Here is a 25,223-nt window from a genome sequence, read left to right as displayed (position 1 = left end):
ATCGCAGGTCAAAAGGTAATCGGCCGTCGCCCACTAGCGGGCGGCGGCCGATTCGCGTTTAGATGCGTCCTACAGTTCCTTGTTGACGCCGAGTCTCACGGGGGAGATATGTCGATGTCCGGTGGTGGCTTCATCAGGCTTCCTGACGGAAGTGTGGTGGTCGCCCTCTCGCTGCCCAGACCGAGCCATGCCCCGTTGTCCGGCCCGTACGACTGCGGCTGCCGGGTCCGGGTCCTGGTCCATGCCGTGAACCGCCAGCGCGCCCTGACCAGGCTGCGCAACCTCGGGCTGCGGCGGGTCTATCTGCGCGGCAACACCGTGCCGCCCACACCCGACGAGATCACGGCCGTACTGCATCACCCGGACGGCCTGGTCTGGCGCGAGACCCCGGACGACGACACGGAGTCCTGGCATCCGATACGGGCCCTGCTGCGGCCGCAAGCCGTCGTTCCGGCACCTCCGGCCCGGCTGGGGGTCGCCCCGGCGGCGCTGGGGGAGTTCGAGGACACGCTGGCCGAAGGCCACGGGCGCGCCGCGCCGGCCGCGTAACGCGGCTCACCCGCCGATGAGCACCGGCTTACCGGTCAGCTCGGCGCCCGCCGCCCGCAGCTCGTCGAGCGCCCGCTCGGTGGTGTGGGCGGCGACCCCGGCCGTCAGATCCAGCAGGACATGGGTGTGCAGCCCGGCGCCGATCGCGTCCAGGGCGGTGGCGCGCACGCAGTGGTCGGTGGCGATACCGACCACATCGACCTCGGTGACGCCGTGCTGGTGCAGCCAGTCCGCGAGCGGTGTGCCGTTCTCGTCCGTGCCCTCGAATCCGCTGTACGCGGCGGTGTGGGCGCCCTTGTCGAAGACCGTGTCGATCGCGCCGGACGCGATGGCCGGGGCGAAATTGGGGTGGAAGCCGCTGCCTTCCGTGCCGGCCACGCAGTGCACCGGCCAGGAGTGCTCGTAGTCCGGGTGGTCGGAGAAGTGATCGCCCGGGTCGATGTGGTGGTCCCGGGTGGCCACGACATACCGGTAGCAGCCGCCGGCCGCCTGCCCGATCAGATCGGTGATGGCCGCCGCGACATCCGCACCTCCCGCCACCGCGAGGCTGCCGCCCTCGCAGAAGTCGTTCTGCACATCAACGACGATCAATGCCCGGTGCATGGTGCGTGCCTTCCGGCTGGGAACTGGAGGAGGAGGGGCGCGAAGTGGTGGTGTGACCGAGGGTAGCCACTGGAGGGGGATTGCGGGAGTGGGGCGGAGGCGTACGCGCCGGCCGCAGGCGACGGCCCGTACGCCCCGCCCTCCCCTGAATCCGTACCGGGCTCAGACGTACTCGGTCGGCAGCACGGCCTCACCGCGCGAGAGCTGCGTCGCCGACAGCGGCAGCTGGGCACGGGCGGTGATATGCCGGTCGCGGGCGGCGTCCAGCGGCTCGCGGGCCACCACGTCGCCGCCGCTCACCAGCGGCACCTGTAGCCGGCGGTCGGCCAGCTCCGCGGGGACCGGACCGGTGCCGACGACCTCGGCCTCGGCGATGCCGTCCTCGTCGAGCCGGCGGGCGGCCCACTTGCGGCCGCCGATCGAGGTCTTGGCGCCCATCGACTTCTTCGCGACCGGCCGCAGCGGGGCGCCGGGCTCGTCGCTCTCGGCCCGGGCGACCAGCTTGTAGACCATCGAGCAGGTCGGGTGGCCGCTGCCGGTCACCAGCTGGGTGCCGACGCCGTACGCGTCCACCGGCGCGGCGGCCAGCGAGGCGATGGCGTACTCGTCCAGATCGCTGGTCACCACGATCTTGGTCTTCTTGGCGCCCAGCTCGTCCAGCTGCTGGCGCACCCGGTGGGCGATCAGCAGCAGGTCGCCGGAGTCGATCCGGACGGCGCCGAGGCCGGGCCCGGCCACCTCCACGGCGGTACGCACCGCCTCGGTGACGTCGAAGGTGTCCACGAGCAGCGTCGTGCCGCTGCCGAGGGTGTCGACCTGCGCGGTGAAGGCGTCCCGCTCGGTGTCGTGCAGCAGGGTGAAGGCGTGCGCGCTGGTGCCGACGGTGGGGATGTTGTAGCGGAAGCCGGCCGCCAGGTCCGAGGTGGTGTGGAAGCCGCCGACGTACGCGGCTCGGGCCGCGGCCACCGCCGACAGCTCGTGGGTGCGGCGGGCGCCCATCTCCATCAGCGGGCGGTCGCCGGCCGCCACCGACATCCGGGAGGCGGCCGCGGCCACCGCGGAGTCGTGGTTGAGGATCGAGAGGATCACCGTCTCCAGGAGCACCGCCTCGGCGAAGGTGCCCTCGACGCGCATGATCGGGGAGCCGGGGAAGTAGACCTCGCCCTCCGGGTAGCCCCAGATGTCGCCGCGGAAGCGGAAGTCGGCCAGCCACTTCAGCGTGGGCTCGTCGAGGATGCCGCGCTCGCGCAGGAAGCCGAGGATCGTCGCGTCGAAACGGAAGTTCTCCACCGCGTCCAGCACCCGGCCGGTGCCGGCCACCACGCCGTAGCGGCGGCCCTCGGGCAGCCGGCGGGTGAAGACCTCGAAGACCGAGCGCCGGTCCGCGGTGCCGGACCGCAACGCGGCCTGCAGCATGGTGAGTTCGTACTGGTCGGTGAAGAGCGCAGTCGACGGCACGGCCACCGGCAGCCCCAGGTCTGCTGTGTTCATGAGGGAGATGCTACCCCCATTACTCGTCACTTTGACGATAGTGGGGTGAGTGCTGCCGGAGGCGCTCCGGAGCGGGGGCGCGCGGCTCGCCGACGCGACCGTACGAGGGGCATTTGTGCACCGCCCGCCCCCGGGTGGCAGCATGGGGCCTGTGAGCGCCCACCCGTCACCCACGATCACGCCTCGGCCGCATCACTGCACGCTCAGTGTCCCGGTCGAGATCGAGCGTCCAGAGTCGAGCGAGGCTCCCTTCGAGGTACCCGAACCCGACGTCCCGTGGGTCACGATCGTCCACAACGACCCCGTCAACCTCATGAGCTACGTCTCCTATGTCTTCCAGACGTACTTCGGTTACTCCAAGGACAAGGCGCACCAGCTGATGCTCGACGTCCATCACAAGGGCCGCGCGGTCGTCTCCAGCGGCAGTCGCGAGGAGATGGAACGCGACGTACAGGCCATGCACGGCTACGGCCTGTGGGCGACCCTTCAGCAGGACCGCCGATGACCGGTCACTTCGAGCCGCTGCCCGACGGCGGCGCCGCCGTACCGCTCGACGAGATCGAGATCTCCATCCTGCGCAGCCTCGCCGTCCAGCTGATCGAGCTGCTCGGCCCGGGCGAGGAGGCGGGCGGCAGTGAGAGCGACGACCTGCTCGCCTCGATCTTCAACGACGGCCCCAGTGAGCCGCCCGCCGACCCGGTCCTGGCCCGGCTCTTCCCCGACGCCTACGGAGGCCCCGACCTCGTCCCCGACGACGACGTACGCGCCGCCTCCGCCGAGTTCCGCCGCTACACCGAGAACGATCTGCGCTCCCGTAAGCGCGAGGACGCCCTCGCGCTGATCCGCGCGCTGGACACGCTCTCGCCCGAAGGCGGCAGCGCCCAGCTGCGGCTGAAGCCCGACGAGTGCCGGCGGTGGCTGGGGGCCCTCAACGACCTCAGGCTGGCCATCGGGACCCGCCTGGAGGTCACCGACGAGGAGGACGGCGGCGAGCTGCTGCGCCTCCCGGACAGCGATCCGCGCAAGCCGATGGTGATGGCCTACCTCTGGCTCGGCGGGCTGCAGGAGACCCTCGTCGAGTCACTGATGGGCTGATATCGGGACGTACCGTCCGTGAGTGTTTGCGTGGTGTTCGCTCAGCGGATGCTCAAATCCGCATAACGATCGCGTCACCACGCCTGTGTGTTGTGCTGCCACTTTTGGCCTTTGTCCCATTTTCCCCGTGGTTTCCCTCACGGCCGTACTGGTCGATCTTTAAACGGCCGTGATAAATGTTCACGATCTGCCGTGAGTGACACCACCCCTGTCGCTGCGGGAGCGCTTAGCCGGCCGACCGTCGGCGTGCAGGAACTCCATCCGGGGGGTCGGGACCCGACCCGGACAGACCGGGTCGGTATGGAGAAAGGCACACCACACATGACCTCTGTGCAGGTCGACAAGCAACACGACGGCAACGAGGCCGCTGGGACCGCTCCTGAAGAGGGCTACCAGCGGGGTCTGGGAAACCGCCAGATCCAGATGATCGCCATTGGTGGCGCCATCGGTACCGGCCTGTTCCTCGGAGCGGGCAAGGCGATCTCCATGGCGGGGCCGAGCATCATCCTGGCCTACGCCATCGTCGGTCTGGTCATCTTCTTCATCATGCGGGCCCTGGGCGAACTGCTCATGTACCGGCCCGTATCCGGCTCCTTCTCCGAGTACGGCCGTGAATTCCTCGGCCCGTTCATCGGCTTCGTGACCGGCTGGACGTACTGGCTCTTCTGGGTCGTCACCGGCATCACGGAAGTGACTGCGGCTGCCACCTATGTGCAGTACTGGAACAAGGGCATACCGCAATGGGCCTCGGCACTCGTCTTCACGTGTGCGCTCTTCGGTATCAACCTGATCTCCGTGAAGATCTTCGGTGAGCTGGAATTCTGGTTCTCGATGGTCAAGGTCACCGCGATCCTCGGCATGATCCTGATCGGCCTCGGCGTGATCACCCTCGGCTTCTCCAACGCCGGTGACACCGCCTCCTTCACCAACCTGTGGTCCCACGGCGGGTTCTTCCCCAAGGGCATCGGCGGCACGCTGATGACGCTGCAGATTGTGATGTTCGCCTTCCTCGCCGTCGAACTCGTCGGCGTCACCGCGGGCGAGGCGACCAACCCGAAGAAGGTCCTGCCCAAGGCGATCAACACCGTGCCGTGGCGGATCGGTCTCTTCTACATCGGCGCGCTGATCATCATCCTGTCCGTCGTCAGCTGGACGGTCTTCGAGCCGGGCGTCAGCCCGTTCGTCCGCGCCTTCCAGGAGATCGGCCTGCCCGCCGGCGCCGGCATCGTCAACTTCGTGGTGCTGACCGCGGCGCTCTCCTCGGCCAACTCCGGCATGTACTCCACCGGCCGGATGCTGCGCGACCTCGCGCTCAACGGCCAGGGCCCGAAGCTCTTCACCAAGCTCAGCAAGAACGGCCTGCCCACCTGGGGCACCGGAGTGTCGGTCGGCATGATGCTGTTCGGCGTCTGGATCAACTACCAGTGGCCGGGCGACGCCTTCAACTACGTCGTCTCCTTCGCCACCATCTCCGGTATGTGGGCCTGGATCGTCATCCTCGCCTCCCAGCTGCGCTACCGCGCCAAGGCGAACCGAGGCGAGCTGCCGCAGTCCGAGTTCAAGGCTCCCGGCAGCCCCTACACCTCGGTCTTCGCACTGGCCTTCATCGCCATGGTGATCGTGATGATGGGCGTCGACCCGGACGCCCGGATCTCCCTCTACGCCGCCCCCGTGTGGGCGCTCATCCTGGGCGTGGGCTACCTCTGCATCAAGCGGCGCGAAGCGGCGAACGGCCTGGCGGCCGATGCTGCCCCGCAGGAGGTCCCCGCCAAGGACGCGAAGAACTGAGGCCGCGGTCGGGGTGGGACCACCACCCCGGCCGGACGGGCTGATTCCGTTCAGCTGTCCAGCATGCGGGCCCGTGCGTACCATCCCTCGGTACGCGCGGGCCCGCATGCTTATTCTTGGCGCCATGCTGACCCTTACCAAGGCCCTGTACGACCAGATCGTCGAGCACTCCCGCCAGGACCACCCCGACGAGGCGTGCGGTGTGGTCGCGGGCCCGGCCGGCAGCGGCCGCCCCGAGCGGTTCATCCCGATGCTGAACGCCGCCCGCTCGCCCACGTTCTACGAATTCGACTCCTCGGACCTGCTCAAGCTCTACCGCGAGATGGACGACCGGGACGAGGAGCCGGTGATCATCTACCACTCGCACACCGCCACCGAGGCCTACCCCTCGCGTACCGACATCTTGTATGCGAACGAGCCCGATGCCCACTATGTCCTGGTCTCCACCGCCGACACCGACGACGCCGGACCCTTCCAGTTCCGCTCGTTCCGTATCGTCGATGGCGAGGTCACGGAGGAAGACGTCGAGGTCGTGGCGGCGTACTCCTGATCGCGTCCCACCTGGTGTACACCGATCGTCCGCATCATGGGACGAGGTTCCAATACCCGGACCGGGAATCGATACGATGACCGCATGGTTGACCACGACGTGAGCGAGAAGAGGCCGGGCATGCTGCTGCTCGCTCCGCTCGCCACGCGTCGCTCCGCATCTGCCCTGCTGGGCGCGTTCGGCTGCGGAGCCGCACGGCTGCACGTGGATCTGTGCCGCCTTTCCAGCGCCATCTGTCCGCGCTGCGCCGCCGCCTGACCCGGGCCCGCACCGGGCGCGCGGCGCGCGCCGGTCCGCACCCCGCACCGCGTCACCCGACGCCCCCCGGCACGCCGTACCGCCGTGCACCCGGGACGCACCAGCCCCGCCACCGCACTCACTCCGACAGGAGCACTCCCCATGGCCATCGAGGTCCGAATCCCGACCATCCTGCGCACCTACACCGACGGCCAGAAGGCCGTCGAGGGCAGCGGAGAGACCCTCGCCGACCTCTTCACCGACCTGGACAGCCGGCACGTCGGCATCCGTGAGCGCCTTGTCGACGGCGAGCAGCTGCGCCGCTTCGTGAACGTCTACCTCAACGACGAGGACGTGCGCTTCCTCGAAGGCATCTCCACCAAGCTGGCCGACGGCGACAGCGTGACGATCCTCCCGGCCGTCGCCGGCGGAATGGTCTGACAGTGCGGTACGACTCCCCGCTGGCGGCGGTCGGGAACACCCCCCTCGTCCGCCTCCCGCGCCTCTCGCCCTCCGAGGACGTCCGCATCTGGGCGAAGCTGGAGGACCGGAATCCCACGGGCTCGGTCAAGGACCGGCCCGCGCTCCACATGATCGAACAGGCCGAGAAGCACGGCCGGCTCACCCCCGGCTGCACGATCCTTGAGCCGACCAGCGGCAACACCGGCATCTCGCTCGCCATGGCGGCCAAGCTCAAGGGCTACCGCATGGTGTGCGTCATGCCGGAGAACACCTCGTCCGAGCGGCGGGAGCTGCTCGCCATGTGGGGTGCCGAGATCATCTCCTCGCCCGCGGCCGGCGGCTCCAACACCGCCGTCCGGGTCGCCAAGGAGCTCGCCGCCGAGCACCCCGACTGGGTGATGCTCTACCAGTACGGGAACCCCGACAACGCGGGTGCGCACTACGCCACCACCGGCCCCGAGATCCTCGCCGACCTCCCCTCCATCACCCACTTCGTGGCCGGCCTGGGCACCACGGGCACGCTGATGGGCGTCGGCCGCTTTCTGCGCGAGCGGGTCCCCGGCGTCCAGATCGTCGCCGCCGAGCCGCGCTACGACGATGTCGTCTACGGTCTGCGCAACCTCGACGAGGGCTTCATCCCCGAGCTCTACGACGAGTCCGTGCTCACCACCCGCTTCTCGGTCGGCTCCGAGGACGCGGTCCGCCGCACCCGCGAACTCCTCGCCGAGGAAGGCATCTTCGCGGGCATCTCCACGGGCGCGGCGCTGCATGCCGCGATCGGCGTCGGCAAGAAGGCGCTGCGCGCCGGACAGAGCGCCGACATCGCCTTCGTCGTCGCCGACGGTGGCTGGAAGTACCTCTCCACCGGCGTCTACACCGCCGAGACGACGGAAGCGGCGATCGCCACGCTGCACGGCCAGCTCTGGGCATAACCGCCTGCCGGCGGGCTGCGCCGCATATGCCCGGGGGTGTCCCAGTAACGCTGGGGCGCCCCCGCAGAACTTCAGGCCGCATGGCGATTCAGCCACCGCGTCCAGGGCCCGGCGGAATGAATGCGGCGGTGGCCACTACGTACGGGCGTACGGGGCGTCAGCCCGGACTGGTGATTCCGCCCACAGCTCGCCCCGCTGGAGGCGCCACAGGACCTTTTGCGCCTTACGCTCGTGGGCACCGCACAGACCGCCCAGGACCCGGCAGAACCCGGCACGGCCCCGCCGGGAAGACCCGCCGGCCGCCGGCCGCCGCCCCCGCCCACGGAGGTTCACGCCCGTATGAAGCTCACTGTCGTCGGATGCTCGGGGTCGTTCCCTTCCATGGAATCGGCCTGCTCGAGCTACCTCCTGGAGGCCGACGGCTTCAGGCTGCTCCTCGACATGGGCAACGGCGCCCTGGGCGAGCTGCAGCGCCACTCCGGCCTCTATGACCTGGATGCCGTACTCCTGTCGCATCTGCATGCAGATCACTGCATCGATCTGTGCGGCTACTTCGTCGTGCGGTACTACCGCCCGGACGGCGGCCGTTGCGCGCCGATGCCGGTCTACGGGCCGGCCGGCACCGAGCAGCGGCTGACCGTGGCACACGCCGATCTGCCCCACGAGGGCGCGATGAGCGAGGTCTTCGAGTTCCGCACCCTGACGCCGGGCACGTTCACCATCGGGCCGTTCACGATCCGTACGGAGCGGGTCAGCCACCCGGTGGAGGCGTTCGGCTTCCGTATCGAGCACGACGGCAGGTCCCTGACGTACTCCGGGGACACCGGCGTCTGCGACGCGCTGGACTCCCTCGCCGCGGGCACCGACTTCTTCCTGTGCGAGGCGTCCTTCACCTACGGCAAGGAAGACATCCCGGATCTGCACCTCAACGGCCGGGAGGCCGGCGAGCACGCCCGGCGGGCCGGTGCGGGCCGGCTGGTGCTGACCCATATCCCGCCGTGGACCGACCCGGACATCAACATCCGCGATGCGCAGAAGGTCTACGACGGACAGGTCGAGGTCGCCAAGGCGGGCGCGGTGTACGAGATCTGAGGCGGCCGCCCCCCTGATCTGAGCCGGCCGTCCCCTCATACGACGAAGGGCCCCGGAACCGTGGGTACGGTTCCGGGGCCCTTCGTGTGCCAGGGGCCTGTGCGGCCTTGCGGCCTACGCCTTCGTCAGGTCCTCGACCTCTTCCTCGGGCTCCCGGCCCGGGGTGGTGAGGTTGAACTTGGTGATCGCGAAGCGGAAGAGCAGGTAGTAGACCGCCGCGAAGACCAGGCCGATCGGAATGATCATCCAGGGCTTGGTGGCCAGGTTCCAGTTCAGCGCGTAGTCGATGAAGCCCGCGGAGAAGGTGAAGCCGTCGTGCACGCCGAGCGCCCAGGTGACGGCCATCGAGACGGCGGTCAGCAGCGCGTGGATCGCGTACAGCACCGGCGCGATGAACATGAACGAGAACTCGATCGGCTCGGTGATACCGCAGACGAAGGAGGTCAGCGCCAGCGAGATCATCATGCCCAGGACGGCCTTGCGGCGCTCGGGGCGGGCGGTGTGCGCGATGGCCAGCGCGGCGGCCGGCAGGCCGAACATCATGATCGGGAAGAAGCCGGACATGAACTGTCCGGCGGACGGGTCGCCGGCGAAGAAGCGGCCGATGTCGCCGTGCGCGACCTTGCCCGCGGCATCGGTGAAGTCACCGAGCTGGAACCACGAGACGGTGTTGACGAACTGGTGCATACCGATCGGCAGCAGTGCGCGGTTGATGAGGCCGAAGAGGCCGGCGCCGCCGGCACCCAGGCCGGTCATCCACTCGCCGAAGCTGGAGATGCCGCTGCCGATGGGCTCCCAGACCAGCAGGAAGAGCACGCCGACGGCGGTGCCCACGAACGCCATGATGATCGGGACGAGCCGGCGGCCGTTGAAGAAGCCCAGCCAGTCCACCAGCTTCTTGCGGTGGTAGCGCTGCCACAGGATCGCGGACAGCAGACCCATCACGATGCCGCCGAGGACACCGGGATTGTTGACGACCGGTTCGACCCACTTGCCGGCCTCGATGTGGCCTTCGGTGACCGGGAACGCCTTGAGAACATTGCTGTAGACCAGGAAGCCGACCAGGGCGGCGAGCGCCGTCGAGCCGTCGGACTTCTTCGCGAAGCCGATGGCGACGCCTATGCAGAACAGCAGCGGCAGATTGTCGAAGACGGCGCCACCGGCCGCGGCGAAGACCTTGCTGACGTCGATCCAGCCCAGGCCCTTCTCACCGAAGACGTCCGGCTGGCCGAGGCGGTTGAGGATGCCCGCGGCGGGCAGTACGGCGATCGGCAGCTGGAGGCTGCGGCCGATCTTCTGCAGGCCCTGGAACAGGCCGGAGCCCCGCTTCTTCGCGGGGGCCGCCTTCGTAGCGGTGGCCGAACTCATCGGATTCCTCCTGGTGAGGCGGGCACTCGGGGAAGGGGGGACGGCCCGCTGTCTGGTCTACACCTTGGTCTACACCACTGGTGGTTTAGACCATTCTTAGCATGTAGCCCGGGCATAAAGGAATCCATTCTTCCAAGTGGTGTGGACCACATGACGACCGGCCCCCGAGTCCCAGGACTCGGGGGCCGGCGGATGCGGCACGGAAGGCCAGGTGGGGGCTGTAAAAGCCGCTACCGGCGCGGGTTTCCCGCGGGTGGTCCGCTCACCTACTTGATGTTCTCCCGCTCCATCGCATCGCCCACCTCGTCCGGCTCGCGGCCCGGGGTCGGCAGATTGAACTTCGTGATCACGAAACGGAAGAGGGCGTAGTACACCGCCGCGAAACACAGCCCGATGGGAATGATCAACCAGGGCTTGGTCGCCAGCCCCCAGTTGATGACGTAGTCGATCAGGCCCGCCGAGAAAGTGAAGCTGTCGTGCACCCCCAGCGCCCAGCTCACCGCCATCGACACACCCGTCAGCAGGGCATGCATCGCGTACAGCACCGGCGCGACGAACATGAACGAATACTCGATCGGCTCGGTCACACCCGTCACGAACGATGTCAGACCGACCGACAGCATCATGCCCGCGATCTCCTTACGGCGATGCGGCTTGGCGCAGTGCGCAATCGCCAGCGCCGCGGCCGGCAGCGCAAACATCATGATCGGGAAGAACCCGGTGGTGAACTGCCCCGCATCAGGATCGCCCGCAAAGAACCGGTTGATATCACCGTGGACGACCGTGCCGTCCGGCTGGGTGAAACTGCCGAACTGGAACCACACAAAGACGTTCAGGAACTGATGCAGGCCGATCACCAGCAGCGCACGGTTGGCGACGCCGAAAATGCCCGAACCCCACGCACCCAGCGCCGACAGCCACTCACTGAAACTCGTCAGCGCGGCGCCGATCGGGGGCCAGACGAACAGGCACACCACCGCGAATGCCACACCGACAAAGGCCATGATGATCGGCACGAGCCGACGGCCGTTGAAAAAGCCCAGCCAGTCCACCAACTTCACCCGGTGAAAGCGCTGCCAGAGCCAGGCGGACAGAAAACCCATGACGATGCCGCCGAACACACCCGGATTCTGGAAGGTGGCCAGGGTGACCGTGAGGGTCTTGTCCACGCACACCCCGCTCCAGTGGCCCGCCTGTGTGTACTTCTGGCCCGGGACGCAGCTCGACGGGAACGCGTGCAGCACCGAGTAATAGACGAGAAAGCCGACCACCGCGGCCAGCGCCGTCGAACCGTCCGCCTTCTTGGCCATACCGATCGCCACACCGATGCAGAACAGCAGCGGCAGACCGAGCCCCGAATCCAGCAGCGCACCACCCGCGGCCGCGAACACCTTCGCGACGGCGGTCCAGCCCAGCCCGTCCGCACCGAACACATCCTTCTGGCCAAGACGGATGAGAATGCCCGCAGCGGGCAGGACGGCAATCGGCAACTGCAGACTGCGCCCCATCTTCTGCAGGCTCTGGAAGAGACTCGATGCCCAGCTCTTCCCCGGTGCCGCCGACGCTGCGTTCGAGCTCATCCACGTCCTCCCGGCAGTCGGCCCGTCGACAACCGGCCCGGTGCTTGCCGCATACTGGTGGTGTAGACCACTTGTGGGTGCGCGCCGGCCGCCGTTGCGGTCGTCCGGTGCACATTCCGGTGATCGCCATCCTTCGTCAGACAGCGGACAAACGCCCAGATAGTTGGGCTGAACGTGCGTTACGGTGTGAAAACCGCACGGCATAACCGCCGGCGGCCGAGACAAGCAGGAGTGGACATGGCCAGCAAGGCTGAGAAGATCGTCGCCGGGCTCGGCGGACTCGACAACATCGAAGAGGTCGAGGGCTGCATCACCCGCCTTCGCACCGAGGTCGTCGACTCCTCCCTCGTCGACGATGCCGCCCTCAAGGCCGCCGGCGCCCACGGCGTCGTGAAGATGGGCACCGCGATCCAGGTGGTCATCGGCACCGACGCCGACCCCATCGCCGCCGAGATCGAAGACATGATGTGAGCTGACGAGCCGGCCTCAGGCCGCTCCCCGAAGGCCCCGCACCGGACCATCCACCGCCCGGAGTGGGGCCCTCGCCATTCCCGATAGGGTCTACGCCATGTCTCGCATCGACGGCCGCACCCCCGAACAGCTCCGACCGGTCACCATCGAACGCGGCTGGAGCAAGCACGCCGAAGGCTCCGTCCTCATCGCCTTCGGTGACACCAAAGTCTTCTGCACCGCATCCGTCACCGAAGGCGTTCCGCGCTGGCGCAAGGGCACCGGCGAAGGATGGGTCACCGCCGAATACTCGATGCTGCCCCGCTCCACCAACACCCGCGGCGACCGCGAATCCGTACGCGGCAAAATCGGCGGCCGCACCCACGAAATCAGCCGCCTCATCGGCCGCTCCCTGCGCGCCGTCATCGATTACAAGGCCCTCGGCGAAAACACCATCGTCCTGGACTGCGATGTCCTGCAAGCCGACGGCGGCACCCGCACCGCCGCCATCACCGGCGCCTACGTCGCCCTCGCCGACGCCATCACCTGGGCCAAGGACAAGAAGCTCATCCGCCACGGCCGCCAGCCCCTGACCGGAACCGTCTCCGCCGTCAGCGTCGGCATCGTCGACGGCGCCCCCCTCCTCGACCTCTGCTACGAGGAAGACGTCCGCGCCGAAACCGATATGAACGTCGTCTGCACCGGCGACGGCCGCTTCGTCGAGGTCCAGGGCACCGCCGAGGCCGAACCCTTCGCCCGCGAGGAGCTCAACTCCCTCCTCGACCTCGCCGTCGCCGGCTGCGCCGAACTCGACGGCGCCCAGCGAGCGGCACTGGCACTGACCCTCTGACAGCACGACAGCACGACAGCACGACAGCGCGACAGCGCGACAGCACGACAGCACGAGACCAAGACGGCACGAGAGCACGACAGCGGGGCCAGGGCGCGAGCGCGGACACGAGGCACACCAGCCACCCACCCGCGCCCGCCCCCTGTCACCCTCATCGCCCCTCTCCGCCCTCTCCTCCCCCTCGCCCCTGTCCGAACCTCGCCCCCGGCCACACCCACCGGGCAACCAAACAACCCCACTCCGCGTTTCTTCCTTTGCCCGAGCATGACCCAACGGAAGGAACCGCTCCATGGCCCCCCGTACGCGCCGGCACCGCCGCCCCGCCACCACCGCACTCGCCGCGTTAGCCGCCGCCACCCTCGCGATACCGCTGCTCTCCGCCTGCGGAGCGGTCCAGAAGGCCATGGATTGCGCCAAAACCGCCACCGCCGTCGTCAACGCCGTCGACAAACTCCAGCAGGCCGCGGACAACGCCCTCCTCGACCCCGACAAAGCCGAAGAGGCCCTCGACAAGATCGACAAGAGCCTGAAGAAGGTCAGCACCGAGTCGAGCGACCCGGAGCTGTCGAAGGCCATCGACAAGGTCAACAACGGCATCAAGGACGCCCGCAAGGACATCAAGAACAAAAAGGCCCCCGACATCAAGCCGATCATCGACGGGACCGGCGAGATGACCAAGATCTGCACACCGGGATAATCACTCCCCATGCAGCCACGAACCGGCGGGCGCCCCGCAACTCCCCGCCTCATCCTCGCCACCCGCAACGCCGGCAAGGTCAGCGAACTCCGCGCCATCCTGGAAGCGGCCGACCTCGACGTCGAACTCGTCGGTGCCGACGCCTACCCCGACATCCCTGACGTCAAGGAAACCGGCGTCACCTTCGCCGAGAACGCCCTCCTCAAGGCCCACGCCCTCGCCCGGGCCACCGGCCACCCCGCCGTCGCCGACGACTCCGGCCTCTGTGTCGACGTCCTCGGCGGCGCCCCCGGCATCTTCTCCGCCCGCTGGGCCGGCACCCACGGCGACGACCGGGCCAACCTGTCCCTGCTCCTCGCCCAGCTCGCCGACATCTCCGACGAACACCGCGCCGCCCACTTCGCCTGCGCCGCGGCCCTCGCCCTCCCCGACGGCACCCATCGCGTCGTCGAGGGCAAACTCGAAGGCACCCTCCGCCACGCCCCCTCCGGCACCGGCGGCTTCGGCTACGACCCCATCCTCCAGCCCCTAGGCGACACCCGCACCTGCGCCGAACTGACCCCCGACGAAAAAAACGCCATCAGCCACCGAGGCCAGGCCTTCCGCGCGCTGGCACCGGTGGTACGGGAGTTGTTGGGCTGATCCCGCACAGCAAAACGGCCTCCCTGTCCAAAGACAGGGAGGCCGTACGCGTAGGTGGGCCCGGTGGGACTCGAACCCACGACACACCGGACCTAAACCGGCGCCCTCTGGCCAGCTGGGGTACGGGCCCGCCGCGCTTACTTTACTGTGCTCGGCCGCGCCGCTGCGAAGGGATGGGTATGTGCGGTGAACGGCGGGAGAAAGTCCTGGTCTGGCTGTGGCAGGAGGGGCACAGGTAACGCAGGTTGGTCACGCGATTGTCCAGCCGGTCACCGTTGATGTGGTCAATCTCCAGGACGAGCCGCCGGCCCTGCCAGGTGTCCCCGAGCCGGCACTCGGCGCACTCGTGGACCACCCCCTTCTCATCGAGGGCACGGCGCAGAAGTACGGTCTTCTCCCGCCGGGCACCTGGTTCGAGACACCGCAGGATGTCGTCCGCCGACCTGCGGGCCGGGGAAGGCAGGCCACGTCGGTGTGCCTGGCCGGTGAAATGCGCGGTCGACAGGCCGTACGTCTCGATGCTGTTCTTCACGGCTCTTCGGGACACGCCACTGCGGGTCCGGGTGAGGCGTCTGAGAGCCTCGGCGAAGCTCCGCGAGGCGGCCACGGCCTTCGCCACTTCGCCGCGTGGGAGGAGAGAGCTCTCTCCGCGGCTGGTGAAGTGCGGGGTTTCGATGCCGAACTGGTCCAGCTTCTTGCGGAGGTAGCTGTACGCGCTTCCGTACGGCGGAACTTCCAGGTACTCCAGCATTTCCCGGATGCTGTGGGAATGAGAGGCGGCCTCTCTCAGCAACGCTTCTGTGTACGAACGGCGTTGACGACGGGGGAGCGGCTCGTCGACAAAGTGCATGGTGTTGATGCCGTAGTGCTCAAGCCGGGCACGTAGGTATCTGCGGGGACCGCTGCCCAACGGTGTGTCGAGTCGGCGCAGCATGTCGACCAGACTGGTGGAGACGGCCGCTGTACGGGTCAGCAGGTCTCGGCTGTAAGTGACGCGCTGGGGCATCGTCGACACGTCACTTCCGACGCGGCTTGCGGCCACGGTAAGTATCCGTCACCGCATGGCAGTTGGGACACAACAACCGTAAGTTGCCCGGGCGGTTGTCCCACCAGTCACCGTTGCGATGGTCGACTTCCAGTCGTAGCGGTTTCCCGCGCCACACCGCGCCCGTGCGGCACATCGCGCACCGTTCCGGAACTCCCTGTCGCAGCAATTCCTTACGAAGACGCTCTCCCCCGATGCGGCCGTCGGCTGGTGACCCCAGAACCAGACGATGCCCCGCCGCGATGCTGGGGCGCCGCCTGGGTGCGGCGGTGAAGTGGGAGGTATCAATGCCCAGTTCGGCAATACGTCGGCCGATGTTCCCGCCGACCGGACTGATGCCGAGGCGGCGTACGACCTCGGCGATGCTGTGTGAGCAGGCCGCCAGTTCGCGGAGGGTGACTTCGGTGTGGCGTACGCCGCCCAAGGTGAAGTGCGAGGTGTCGATGGCTTCCGCGGTCATCCTGGCGCGCAGATAGCGACGGCTGCCCGGTGTCGGCGTCCCCCCGAACCACCGCACGGCGTCGTCGTACGACGACGATGCGCGCGCCGCTGCCGCCAGCGCCTCGCGGGTGTATTTGACCGGCATGCTTCCCCCGTCCCGCGCACCAGGCCCACCCCCGTGCGCTTCCTCGAACTGAACAACGATCGAACGCGGGGGCGGTTACGCAGGGCAAGGGAAAAGAGGCCCCGGAGGCGGCGGCCCGAGGCCTCAGTTGCGTCGATCCGCAGGTCAGAAGCGCGGTTCCGGGGTCTGGGTCGTGATGAGTTCGACGGCTTCCTGCTTGGTGGCTACGGAGGGTGGGGAGCCTTCGAGGGGTTGTTGGGCGGTTTCCTTCATGAAGGTGATGGCGATGGCGCCTACGAGGGCGGCGGCCATCGTGTAGTAGGCGGGGACCATGACGTTCTTGTCGACGGCGTCCATGAGGGCGGTGATCACCAGGGGAGTGGTGCCGCCGAAGAGGGAGACGGCCAGGTTGTAGCCGATGGAGAGCGAGCCGTAGCGGACGTTGGTGGGGAAGAGGGCGGGGAGGGCGGCGGACATGGTGCCCAGGTGGCAGACCAGGGAGAGGCCGAGGAGGGCCATACCGCCGCAGACGGCCGGGATGCCGCCCTGTTTGACCAGGAGGAAGGCCGGGATCGCGAGGATGAAGAAGCCGAGCATGCCGGCCATCAGGAGGGGCTTGCGGCCGTAGCGGTCGTTGAGTTTGCCGACGGTGGTGATGACGCACATCAGGGCGATCATGATGCCGAGGAGGATCAGTAGGCCGTGGGACTCCTCGTGGTGGAGGGTGTCCGTGAGGTACGTCGGCATGTACGACAGCAGCATGTAGTCGGTGATGTTGTACGCGCCGACCAGGGCGACGCAGAGGATGAGGGTGGGCCATTGCTGGGCGAAGATCTCGCCCAGTTTTTTCTTGGGGGCGTTTTCGGAGAGGTGGGAGAACTCCGCTTCCGCCTCGACGACGGAGCCCGTCGCGCTGTGGGTGTGGGCCGCCTCGAATTTCTGGAAGGCGGGGGTCTCGTCGAGCTTGATCCGGAGGTAGAGGCCGACGAGGCCGAGCGGGCCGGCGATGAGGAACGGGAGGCGCCAGCCCCAGGCGAGCATGGCGTCGTCGCCGAGGGTGGTGTTGAGGAGCAGGACGATGCCGGCGGCGCCCGTGTAGCCGATGAGGGTGCCCAGTTCGAGGAAGCTGCCGAAGAAGCCGCGCTTCTTGTCGGGGGCGTATTCGGCGATGAAGGTGGAGGCGCCGCCGTATTCGCCGCCGGTGGAGAAACCCTGGACGAGTCGGAAGGCGATGAGGAGGACGGGGGACCAGAAGCCGATGGCGGCGTAGGAGGGGATCAGTCCGATGCAGAAGGTGCCCGGCGCCATCATGATCATGGTGAGGACGAGCACCTTCTTGCGGCCGACGCGGTCGCCGAGCGGGCCGAAGTAGGCGCCGCCCAGGGGCCGTACGAGGAAGGCGACGGCGAAGGTGGCGAAGGACGACAGCAGGCTGGTGGTGTCGCTGCCGCCGGGGAAGAAGACCTTGCCGATGGTGACCGCGAGGTAGCTGTAGATCCCGAAGTCGAACCATTCCATGGCGTTACCGAGGGCGGCGGCCTTCACGGCGCGCTTGACGACGCGTTCGTCGGTGACGGTGATGTCGGTGCGCCGTAGTTTGGGGTTCCGGCGGCGGGCGACGGCGCGGAACAGCGCCCGGTGCGCTTTTGCGCTTCGCGGTCCAGAGCTCGGAAGCGGGGTCGGCTTCGGTGCTGCCCATCGGCACGAGGCGGTCCTCTCGGTCGGTCGGCGCGCGATGCGCGGTGGGGTACGACGGATACGACAGGTGCGCCTGTGCAGTTGAGCGCGGAGCAAACCCCTCGGGCGGGACGAAGCGATGTACGTCACGACGTCACGCGAGGCTGCGCCGTCCGGATCACCGGGTCGGCGCGAGCGCCGGAATAGCGGCGCGCCAGAGGTATGGCGAGGCTTGTTACAGGACTGGTACACAGCCGCGCGGTCACCGCAGTATTCGGGCAATCAGCCTGTGTGGCGGGGGCGGGAGAGTGGCATCGCCGGTCGCGGCATTCGTGTTTGCTGGTGGGGGTACGGGGCGTTGTCCCCGGGAGGAGATCGTGATGACCGACCGCGAGGGGTCCCGCTGGGTTCGGGGCCGTACCGCGCTGGCGGCTTTCGTCGTGGTGACGGCGCTGGCGGCCGGCGGGGTGTGGTTCAGCCAGGCGCCGGACCGGGCGTCGGCGGTGGATGCGGCGCCGAAGACGTCGGCGGTGCAGGACATCAAGCAGGACGCCAAGCAGCCCGTGGGGCTTCCGGGGGTGCGGGACTGCGGGTTCGGCGAGCCCGAGGTCAAGCCCCAGGTCATCACGCTGACCTGCGCGGATTCGGGCATGGTGGCGACCGCGATCACATGGAAGAAGTACGGGTCGCGGGATGCGTTGGGGGTCGGTGTGGTGCAGGTGGAGAAGACGGCGGCGGGGGTCGGGACGGATTCCGGTTTCCCGGCCACCTTCCGGCTCTACGGGCCGAAGGCGGTCGACGGCGAGCTGGCCTTCACGGGGCTCGAGGTGACGTACGAGGGCTCGACGCCGCTCGGTGACACGACGGAGATGTACAACCTCGCGTGATGGGCATTCGAGGCCGGATCGCCCTGGCCATTTCATGTATGACGGCGCTGGCTGTGGTGGTGCTCGGGTTTGCCGTGCACCACATAGCGGACGCGGAGCGCGAGCGCTCGGCGCGGGCGTATCAGGACGACCGGCTGAGTGCGGCGCTGCAGATATACGAGCGGGACGGCACGCTGGCGCTCGGCGCGCAGTTGGACGATGCGACGTTGCCGTCGCCGCTGCGGGAAGCGGTGTTCAAGAACCGGTCGGGGACGTATGTCAGCGGCGGTGAGGATCCGCGGGTGTGGGCGGCGACCGGGGTCGGTGACGGTGGCGGGAGCGCCCCGGCGCGGACGTTGTCGGTGTCGGCGGCGTATCCGGCGCAGATGACGCTGGACCGGGCGCTGCTGATCGCGGGGTGCGGCACGGTCACGTTGATGGCGGTGGTGTCGTGGTTCGTGGCGCAGCGGCTGTCGCGGCGGCTGCGGCTGAGTGCGGCGGCGGCGCGGCGGATCGCCGCGGGTGAGGCGCCGGACGCGGATGCGCTGGCGAGCCATGGCCGGGACGAGGTGGCCGAGTTGGGCCGCAGTGTGCATCACATGGCGACGTCGCTGGCGGCCCAGGCGCAGGCGGAGCGGGAGTTCACCGCGGATGTGGCGCATGAGCTGCGGACGCCGGTGGCCGGTCTGGTGGCGGCGGCGGAGCTGTTGCCGCAGCCGCGTGCGGTGGAGCTGGTGCGCGACCGGGCGCAGGCGATGCGGCGGCTGGTGGAGGATCTGCTGGAGGTCTCGCGGCTGGACGCGGGGGTGGAGCGGGCGGATCTGGACGCCTGTGAACTGCCGTCGCTGGTGCGCGGGATCGTGAAGCGGGCGGCGCGGCAGCGCGGGGTGGACGACGGGGCGGACGAGGTGTCGGTGACCGTCGAGGGCGAGCCGCGGATCGTGGAGACGGACCGGCGGCGGGTGGAGCGGGTGCTGGTGAATCTGCTGGCGAACGCGGCCAAGCACGGGAAGCCGCCGATCGAGGTGGTGGTGGCCGGGTCGCGGATCGTGGTGCGCGATCACGGTCCGGGCTATCCGGCGGAGCTGTGTGCGGAGGGGCCGCGGCGGTTCCGTACGGCCGCGCCGGAGCGGGGGACCGGGCACGGTCTGGGGCTGACGATCGCGGCCGGCCAGGCCGATGTGCTGGGGGCGCGGCTGGACTTCGGCGCCGCCGCGGAGGGCGGCGCCGAGGCCGTGCTGGAGCTGCCGGACCGGGCGCTTACAGGCCCAGGTCCTTGATGATCTTGGCGACGTGGCCGGTGGCCTTGACGTTGTAGAGGGCGCGCTCGACCTTGCCGTCCTCGTCGAGGATGACGGTGGAGCGGATGACGCCGGTGACGGTCTTGCCGTAGAGCTTCTTCTCGCCGAAGGCGCCGTACGCGGTGAGGACCTCCTTGTCGGGGTCACCGAGCAGGGTGACCTTGAGGTCTTCCTTCTCCCGGAACTTGGCGAGCTTCTCCGGCTTGTCGGGGGAGATGCCGATGACGTCGTAGCCGTGGCCGGCGAGGAAGTCGAGGTTGTCGGTGAAGTCGCAGGCCTGCTTCGTGCAGCCGGGGGTCAGCGCGGCCGGGTAGAAGTAGACGATGACCTTGCGGCCCTTGTGGTCGGCGAGCGAGACCTGCTTGCCGTCCGCGTCGGACAGGGTGAAGGCGGGGGCGGTGTCGCCGGGCTGCAGTCGCTCGCTCATGGCTCTCCTTAAGCGTGGGTCCTTACGCCCCCGACATTAGCCAGCCGGGGCGCGGAACGGAGCCGGGGGCGCCTCGGGTGCGCGAAACGGGGGTGCTGTGGGGCGTGTGAGGGTGTGAGCTGACAGACTGTCCATCACGAATCGGCAGTCAGCAATGTGGCCGGTTCCGTACGGGGCCCAGTGCCCCTGTACGCATCGGCGCGAGATGACGGAGGCAGCGCGGTGGCGGAGGCCAGGACCCCGGCGCAGATCGAGGCGGACATCGTTCGCAGGCGGCAGGAGCTCGCCGTCACGCTCGACGAGATCGGTGTGCGGCTGCACCCGAAGACGATCATGGACGATGCGAAGGCGAGGGCGTCGGCCGCCGTGGACCGTACGGCCGGGCGGGCATATGTGGTCGCCAACCGCGCGGTGTCGGATGTGCGGGCGCAGCTGGTGTCGACGGACGGGGCGCCGCGGCTGGAGCGCATCGTTCCGGTGGCGATGATCGGGCTGGCCGTGGTGGGCCTGCTGACGCTGCGCGCCAAGCGGCGGCGGTAGGGCGTAGGGCCGGCGGGCGGGCACGCAGTCGGGTTGCGGGCCGCCGTTGCCCGGCTCGACCCGGCCCGCGGTGCGTGCTGGGCCTCGCCGGGCAGGTACGGTCATGCCGTGAGCCCGAATAACACCAAGGACACCCACGACAAGCTGCCGATCCGGATGCTGCACGACCGTGTGCTGGTCCGGACGGACATCCCCGAGGGCGAGCGCCGCTCGTCGGGGGGCATCGTCATTCCCGCGACCGCGGCCGTCGGCCGCCGCCTGGCCTGGGCCGAGGTGGTCGCGGTCGGGCAGAACGTGCGGACCGTCGAGGTAGGTGACCGGGTGCTGTACGACCCGGAGGACCGGGCCGAGGTCGAGGTGCGCGGTGTGGCGTATGTGCTGATGCGCGAGCGCGATCTGCATGCGGTGGCCGCGGAGCGGCTGGAGGGCGCGGACGACGCGACCGGGCTGTATCTCTAGCCCGCGGTAGCGGTATCCCCTGACCGGGCAGTGACGGGCGGTGACCGGGGTCACCGCCCGTTCGCCTGCTCTTTTGCTAGCCTCGGAAGACCCCGACGAGACGCGCCGTACCGGGTCATGACAAGACGACGCACCCCTGTTGAAGCTCTTTTCACGGAGGTGCCGTCATGGCATGGATCCTGCTCATGGCCGCCGGTCTGTTGGAGGTCGGCTGGTCGATCGGGATGAAGTTCACCGACGGTTTCACCCGGCTGTGGCCCAGTGTGTTCACCGGCGCGGGCATCGTCGCCAGCATGCTGCTGCTCTCGTACGCGGCCCGGACCCTGCCGATCGGTACCGCCTACGGCGTATGGGTCGGCATCGGCGCGGCCGGTGCGGCGGTGGTCGGGATGCTGGTGCTCGGCGAGCCGGCCACGGCGGCCCGGATCTTCTTCATCTGTCTGCTGTTGGTGGCGGTGGTCGGGCTCAAGGCGACCTCCGGCCACTGACCGTACGTATCGCCCGGCGCCCCGTCCGTCCGTCCGTATGGGGCGTGCGCTACCCGCCCCACCGTGACCGCAGCCGCCACTCCAGGTCGTCGCTCTGCGGTCCCACCGTCGGGAAATCGTCGGTGGGCTCGCTCGTCGGCGGTGTCTCGGTGGGGAAGGTGGGGCTGGGCGCCTCGGTGGTCGGCGGGGTCGGGGCGCCGGTGGGCGGCGTCGTGGGTTCGGTGGGGGAGCCGGTCGGGCCGGTGGACGGCGCGCCCGACTCGCTGGGCGAGGCCGAGTCGCTGTCGGACGGCTCGGGTGACGGCGACTCCGCGCCCTTCGCCAGCCGCAGATGGAAGTCGTGGACCGGGCGTCCGGCCAGGGCCGCCGCGGTGTAGTCGGCCCAGATCTCGGCGGGGAAGTCGCCGCCGTTGACCCGCGGCAGGCCCGCCGCGCCGTACAGCGGCTCCTGTGCGGCGCTCTCCGGGTTCTGGCCCAGCACCGCGACGACGGTGGCGAGATCGGGGGTGTAGCCCGCGAACCACGCGGCCTTGTCCTCCTCCGCGGTGCCTGTCTTGCCGGCCGCGGGCCGCCCGGCGCCCTGGGCGGCGGTGCCGGTGCCGCCGTCGACGACGCTGCGCAGGATCGAGGTGGTGGTGTCGGCGGCATCGCGCGCAAGGGCGGTGCTCACGGGGCGCTCGGGGAGTTCGAGCTCGTCGTCGGACTTGCTGACCTTGTCGACGAGTGTGTACGGCCGCTGTTTTCCGTGGTGCGCGAGGGTTGCGTAGACCTGGGTCATGTCCAGGACGCTGGGGGTGGCGGTGCCCAGCGAGATCGCGCCCTGGGAGGAGGCGAGGCTGGGGGTGTCGGCGGGGATGCCCAGGTCGACGGCGGTGTCCTTGACCTTGCCGGGGCCGACGTCGATACCCATCTGGGCGTAGACGGCGTTGACGGATTTGTCGGTGGCCTCGGTGACGGTGATCGGGCCGTAGGAGCGGTCGTCCTCGTTGGCCGGTGCGAAGCCGGTGGGACGGCCGTGACTGATCGTCATCCGTTTGTTGTCGCCGTCGTAGAGGGTGTGGGGGGTGATGCGGGCGCCGTCCTGGGTCGTGGAGTGGTGGGCCACGGCGGAGGCGAAGACGATCGGTTTGAAGGTGGAGCCGACCTGGTAGTCGCTGCGGGTGGCGCCGTTGACGTACTGCTTGGCGTAGTCGATGCCGCCGTAGAGGGCGACGACCCGGCCGCTCGCGGGGTCGATGGAGGCGCCGCCGGCCCGGACGTAGGTGTCGACCTTCCGGGAGTCGTCGAGCCGGTCCATCAGGCGGGTGTTGACCGCCTTGACGAAGGCGTTCTGGCGCTTCTTGCTGATGGTGGTGGTGATGCGGTAGCCGCCGGCCCGCAGGGTGTCCTCGCCGAGGATCTTGTGGTCGGTGAGGTAGTCCTTGACCGCTTCGACGAGATAGCCGCGCTGGCCGGTCAGGCCGGGGGAGGTCCTGGCGGGGCTGGGTGTGGGGAAGCGCATCGCGGCCCGCTCGGCGGGGGCCAGCCACTTCTGCTTCACCATGCCGTCCAGGACGTAGTTCCAACGGGCCAGCACCCGCGGCCTGTTCCCGGGGTGGGCGGTGATGTCGTAGGCGCTGGGGGCGTTGAGCAGGGTGGCGAGGTAGGCGCCCTGGGCGGTGGTCAGCTGTTCCGAATTCCGGCCGTAGTAGGCCTGGGCGGCGGCCTGGATGCCGTAGGCGTTGCGGCCGTAGTAGCTGGAGTTGAGGTAGCCCTCCAGGATGTTGTCCTTGCTCACCTCGCGGTCCAGTTTGATGGCGATGAAGAACTCCTTGGCCTTACGGGTGACGGTCTGTTCCTGGCCGAGGTAGTAGTTCTTCACGTACTGCTGGGTGATGGTGGAGCCGGACTGTTTGCCCTTGCCGGTGACGGTGTTCCAGGCGGCCCGCAGCATCGCGGCGGGGTCGACCGCGGACTCGGAGTAGAAGTCGCGGTCCTCGGCGGCGAGTACGGCCTGCTGGACGGACCGGGGGACCTGACTGAGCGTGACGTTCTGCCGGTTGACGTCGCCGTCGCGGGCCAGCTCGGAGCCGTCGGAGTAGAGGTAGACATTGCTCTGCGCCTTGGCGGCACTGTTGGCCGGCGGGATGTCGACGAGGAGATAGCCGGCGATCAGACCGCCGACGACGAGCAGCAGGAAAAGCAGCACGGTGCCCAGCATCGTGCGCCAGGTGGGGAGGACACGGCGCCAGCCTGTGCGTTGTCCGCTCATGTCTGTATGGACTCCTCGGCCGCCGCCGAAGGTTGTACTGCGGCGGATCGGTGTCGTATCAGGGGGTTCGCGCCGTACGCCGGAAAAGCAACTGTCGCCCGTTGGGAAACTCTCGCATCATGTGTCCCGGTCGGGAGGGGTGGCGCGCACCTGAAGCCGCCACCTGACCGGCTGATTGGCGCCCCTCGCTCACCCGAACCGGTGATAATTCGATGGTGCCCGCCGCGTTCACGACTTAGGCTCCGGTGCTTTGCTGTCCGAAGAGAGCGGGGCGGGTGAGCGCGGCTGTGTGGTGTGTAGCGGTGGCGGCCGGCAGCTTCCGGCGGTACGCCACGTATCGGATCGCCACGGTGGCGGGCGTGTTCACCAACACCGTTTTCGGCTTCATCGTCGCCTACACCTATATCGCCCTGTGGGACGCCCGGCCGCATCTGGGCGGTTACGACCAGGCGCAGGCGTTGACGTTCGTGTGGACCGCGCAGGCGCTGCTGGCGGCCTCGGCGCTGATGGCCGGCGGTGGCATCGACGAGCTGCAGGAGCGGATCCGTAGCGGCGATATCGCGGTGGACCTCTACCGGCCGGCGGATCTGCAGCTGTGGTGGCTGGCCGCGGATCTGGGGCGGGCCGCGCTGCAGCTGATCGGCCGCGGGGTGGCGCCGATGACGGTGGGCGCCCTGGTCTTCCCGCTGGCGCTGCCCTCCGATCCGCTGACATGGGGCTGGTTCCTGCTGTCCGTGACGCTCGGCGTGGTCGTCAGTTTCGCGCTGCGGTATCTGGTCGCGCTGGCGTCGTTCTGGCTGCTGGACGGCTCGGGGCTGGCCCTGATCAGCGGGCTGGCCTGCATGTTCTTCTCGGGGATGGTGCTGCCGCTGCGGGTCTTCCCCGGTGATTTCGGTGCGGTCGCCCAGCTGCTGCCGTGGGCGGGGATCCTCCAGGTGCCGGCCGATGTGCTGGTCGGCGCGCGGAGCGGGGCCGCGCTGGTGTCGGGGCTGCTGTTCCAGGCGGCGTGGGGTGTGGCGCTGCTGGCGTTGGGCCGGCTGGTGCAGACGGCGGCGACCCGCAAGGTGGTGGTGCACGGTGGCTAGGCCCTGTCGTCGAACTCCCGTCGTTCGCCCGAAGGGCGGGCCCCGCGGCGTCTGGTGCACTACATTCGCTCCGCTCATTCCGTCTCGGCTCTTTCGATCCTTCTTCGGAAGCCGAGCGCGATCGCAAGGCGGA

28 protein-coding genes, 1 tRNA gene and 1 riboswitch are annotated in these 25,223 nt (G+C 68.9%); of the genes, 19 read left to right on the top strand and 10 right to left on the bottom strand.

Translation table 11 applies throughout. The features are described 5' to 3' along the window. Positions 1–114: 114 nt before the first annotated feature. A complete protein-coding gene (locus KI385_RS17810) occupies positions 115–549 on the top strand; it encodes a hypothetical protein (RefSeq protein WP_238573174.1) in 435 nt (144 codons plus the stop codon). Between the two features lie 6 nt (positions 550–555). On the opposite strand, the gene KI385_RS17805 is transcribed toward KI385_RS17810, so the two are convergent. Then, entirely contained in the window at positions 556–1,152 is a 597-nt protein-coding gene (locus KI385_RS17805) for an isochorismatase family protein (protein ID WP_238573173.1), read from the bottom strand. 162 nt (positions 1,153–1,314) lie between these two features. After that, positions 1,315–2,643 (bottom strand): nicotinate phosphoribosyltransferase, encoded by a 1,329-nt coding sequence (locus KI385_RS17800; protein ID WP_238573172.1) that lies wholly within the window; start codon positions 2,641–2,643, stop codon positions 1,315–1,317. A 151-nt stretch (positions 2,644–2,794) separates the two neighbouring features. On the opposite strand from KI385_RS17800, the gene clpS reads away from it, so the two are divergent. From clpS to KI385_RS17760, 8 genes are all read left to right on the top strand, one after another. After that, on the top strand, positions 2,795–3,148 hold the full coding sequence (gene clpS, locus KI385_RS17795; RefSeq protein ID WP_128508486.1) for an ATP-dependent Clp protease adapter ClpS: 354 nt from the start codon (positions 2,795–2,797) through the stop codon (positions 3,146–3,148). Further along, positions 3,145–3,738, top strand: coding sequence for a DUF2017 domain-containing protein (locus KI385_RS17790; RefSeq protein WP_238573171.1), 594 nt, complete (start codon positions 3,145–3,147; stop codon positions 3,736–3,738). Before clpS ends, KI385_RS17790 begins: the two co-directional genes overlap by 4 nt. Before the next feature lie 321 nt (positions 3,739–4,059). Next, positions 4,060–5,526, top strand: a complete 1,467-nt coding sequence (locus tag KI385_RS17785; protein WP_238573170.1) for an amino acid permease — start codon at positions 4,060–4,062, stop codon at positions 5,524–5,526. Between the two features lie 124 nt (positions 5,527–5,650). Continuing rightward, positions 5,651–6,076 carry a M67 family metallopeptidase gene (locus KI385_RS17780; RefSeq protein ID WP_238573169.1) on the top strand — a complete coding sequence of 142 codons (426 nt, stop codon included), beginning with the start codon at positions 5,651–5,653 and terminating at the stop codon, positions 6,074–6,076. Positions 6,077–6,160: 84 nt separating this feature from the next. Further along, a complete protein-coding gene (locus tag KI385_RS17775; RefSeq protein WP_107426016.1) occupies positions 6,161–6,334 on the top strand; it encodes a putative leader peptide in 174 nt (57 codons plus the stop codon). Positions 6,335–6,475: 141 nt separating this feature from the next. Continuing rightward, positions 6,476–6,754, top strand: coding sequence for a MoaD/ThiS family protein (locus KI385_RS17770; protein ID WP_238573168.1), 279 nt, complete (start codon positions 6,476–6,478; stop codon positions 6,752–6,754). A gap of 2 nt (positions 6,755–6,756) precedes the next feature. Then, complete coding sequence (locus tag KI385_RS17765) at positions 6,757–7,707, top strand: PLP-dependent cysteine synthase family protein (protein ID WP_238573167.1); 951 nt, start codon at positions 6,757–6,759, stop codon at positions 7,705–7,707. Positions 7,708–8,046: 339 nt separating this feature from the next. Continuing rightward, positions 8,047–8,799 (top strand): MBL fold metallo-hydrolase, encoded by a 753-nt coding sequence (locus tag KI385_RS17760; RefSeq protein ID WP_238573166.1) that lies wholly within the window; start codon positions 8,047–8,049, stop codon positions 8,797–8,799. Between the two features lie 114 nt (positions 8,800–8,913). Here the strand turns inward: KI385_RS17760 and KI385_RS17755 are convergent, their stop codons facing one another. Further along, positions 8,914–10,167: a PTS transporter subunit EIIC gene (locus KI385_RS17755; protein WP_238573165.1), complete on the bottom strand. Its 1,254-nt coding sequence runs from the start codon at positions 10,165–10,167 to the stop codon at positions 8,914–8,916. A gap of 266 nt (positions 10,168–10,433) precedes the next feature. After that, entirely contained in the window at positions 10,434–11,747 is a 1,314-nt protein-coding gene (locus KI385_RS17750; RefSeq protein ID WP_238573164.1) for a PTS transporter subunit EIIC, read from the bottom strand. 237 nt (positions 11,748–11,984) lie between these two features. Between KI385_RS17750 and KI385_RS17745 the strand changes: the two genes are divergently transcribed. The 4 genes from KI385_RS17745 (at position 11,985) to rdgB (ending at position 14,386) form a co-directional block, all read left to right on the top strand. Then, on the top strand, positions 11,985–12,218 hold the full coding sequence (locus KI385_RS17745; RefSeq protein ID WP_238573163.1) for a PTS sugar transporter subunit IIB: 234 nt from the start codon (positions 11,985–11,987) through the stop codon (positions 12,216–12,218). Positions 12,219–12,315: 97 nt separating this feature from the next. Next, positions 12,316–13,047 (top strand): ribonuclease PH, encoded by a 732-nt coding sequence (gene rph / locus KI385_RS17740; protein ID WP_238573162.1) that lies wholly within the window; start codon positions 12,316–12,318, stop codon positions 13,045–13,047. Positions 13,048–13,336: 289 nt separating this feature from the next. Continuing rightward, positions 13,337–13,744 carry a hypothetical protein gene (locus tag KI385_RS17735; protein ID WP_238573161.1) on the top strand — a complete coding sequence of 136 codons (408 nt, stop codon included), beginning with the start codon at positions 13,337–13,339 and terminating at the stop codon, positions 13,742–13,744. Positions 13,745–13,753: 9 nt separating this feature from the next. Next, positions 13,754–14,386, top strand: a complete 633-nt coding sequence (gene rdgB, locus KI385_RS17730; protein WP_238573160.1) for an RdgB/HAM1 family non-canonical purine NTP pyrophosphatase — start codon at positions 13,754–13,756, stop codon at positions 14,384–14,386. A gap of 55 nt (positions 14,387–14,441) precedes the next feature. Here the strand turns inward: rdgB and KI385_RS17725 are convergent. From KI385_RS17725 to KI385_RS17710, 4 genes are all read right to left on the bottom strand, one after another. After that, positions 14,442–14,516: transfer RNA gene (locus tag KI385_RS17725), tRNA-Leu, on the bottom strand. A 12-nt stretch (positions 14,517–14,528) separates the two neighbouring features. After that, the gene (locus tag KI385_RS17720; RefSeq protein WP_238577728.1) at positions 14,529–15,392 is read right to left on the bottom strand and encodes an HNH endonuclease signature motif containing protein; all 864 of its coding nucleotides are present in this window, start codon (positions 15,390–15,392) and stop codon (positions 14,529–14,531) included. A gap of 10 nt (positions 15,393–15,402) precedes the next feature. Beyond that, positions 15,403–16,017: an HNH endonuclease gene (locus tag KI385_RS17715; RefSeq protein ID WP_238573159.1), complete on the bottom strand. Its 615-nt coding sequence runs from the start codon at positions 16,015–16,017 to the stop codon at positions 15,403–15,405. Positions 16,018–16,161: 144 nt separating this feature from the next. Beyond that, positions 16,162–17,514, bottom strand: coding sequence for an MFS transporter (locus KI385_RS17710; RefSeq protein ID WP_425356921.1), 1,353 nt, complete (start codon positions 17,512–17,514; stop codon positions 16,162–16,164). 539 nt (positions 17,515–18,053) lie between these two features. Between KI385_RS17710 and KI385_RS17705 the strand changes: the two genes are divergently transcribed. Beyond that, complete coding sequence (locus tag KI385_RS17705) at positions 18,054–18,560, top strand: hypothetical protein (RefSeq protein ID WP_238573158.1); 507 nt, start codon at positions 18,054–18,056, stop codon at positions 18,558–18,560. Next, positions 18,560–19,819, top strand: coding sequence for a sensor histidine kinase (locus KI385_RS17700; protein ID WP_238573157.1), 1,260 nt, complete (start codon positions 18,560–18,562; stop codon positions 19,817–19,819). Before KI385_RS17705 ends, KI385_RS17700 begins: the two co-directional genes overlap by 1 nt. On the opposite strand, the gene bcp is transcribed toward KI385_RS17700, so the two are convergent. After that, a complete protein-coding gene (gene bcp, locus KI385_RS17695) occupies positions 19,800–20,267 on the bottom strand; it encodes a thioredoxin-dependent thiol peroxidase (RefSeq protein WP_238573156.1) in 468 nt (155 codons plus the stop codon). The genes KI385_RS17700 and bcp overlap by 20 nt on opposite strands. A gap of 222 nt (positions 20,268–20,489) precedes the next feature. On the opposite strand from bcp, the gene KI385_RS17690 reads away from it, so the two are divergent. From KI385_RS17690 to KI385_RS17680, 3 genes are all read left to right on the top strand, one after another. Beyond that, entirely contained in the window at positions 20,490–20,807 is a 318-nt protein-coding gene (locus tag KI385_RS17690) for a DUF3618 domain-containing protein (protein WP_238573155.1), read from the top strand. Positions 20,808–20,963: 156 nt separating this feature from the next. Beyond that, on the top strand, positions 20,964–21,266 hold the full coding sequence (locus tag KI385_RS17685) for a GroES family chaperonin (protein ID WP_051798423.1): 303 nt from the start codon (positions 20,964–20,966) through the stop codon (positions 21,264–21,266). 67 nt (positions 21,267–21,333) lie between these two features. After that, a riboswitch (guanidine-III (ykkC-III) riboswitch) is annotated at positions 21,334–21,401 on the top strand. Positions 21,402–21,433: 32 nt separating this feature from the next. Then, a complete protein-coding gene (locus KI385_RS17680) occupies positions 21,434–21,754 on the top strand; it encodes a DMT family transporter (RefSeq protein ID WP_238573154.1) in 321 nt (106 codons plus the stop codon). Positions 21,755–21,803: 49 nt separating this feature from the next. Here the strand turns inward: KI385_RS17680 and KI385_RS17675 are convergent, their stop codons facing one another. Continuing rightward, entirely contained in the window at positions 21,804–24,005 is a 2,202-nt protein-coding gene (locus KI385_RS17675) for a transglycosylase domain-containing protein (RefSeq protein WP_238573153.1), read from the bottom strand. A gap of 287 nt (positions 24,006–24,292) precedes the next feature. Here KI385_RS17675 and KI385_RS17670 point away from each other — a divergent pair, with 287 nt between their 5' ends. Next, positions 24,293–25,090: an ABC transporter permease gene (locus KI385_RS17670; protein WP_238577726.1), complete on the top strand. Its 798-nt coding sequence runs from the start codon at positions 24,293–24,295 to the stop codon at positions 25,088–25,090. The last annotated feature ends 133 nt before the right edge of the window (positions 25,091–25,223 follow it).

This window comes from Streptomyces inhibens, from assembly GCF_022221585.1.
GTDB lineage: Bacteria > Actinomycetota > Actinomycetes > Streptomycetales > Streptomycetaceae > Streptomyces > Streptomyces inhibens.
The sequence above is the reverse complement of the archived record's forward strand: the minus strand, read 5'-3'. Positions and strand labels throughout refer to the sequence as shown.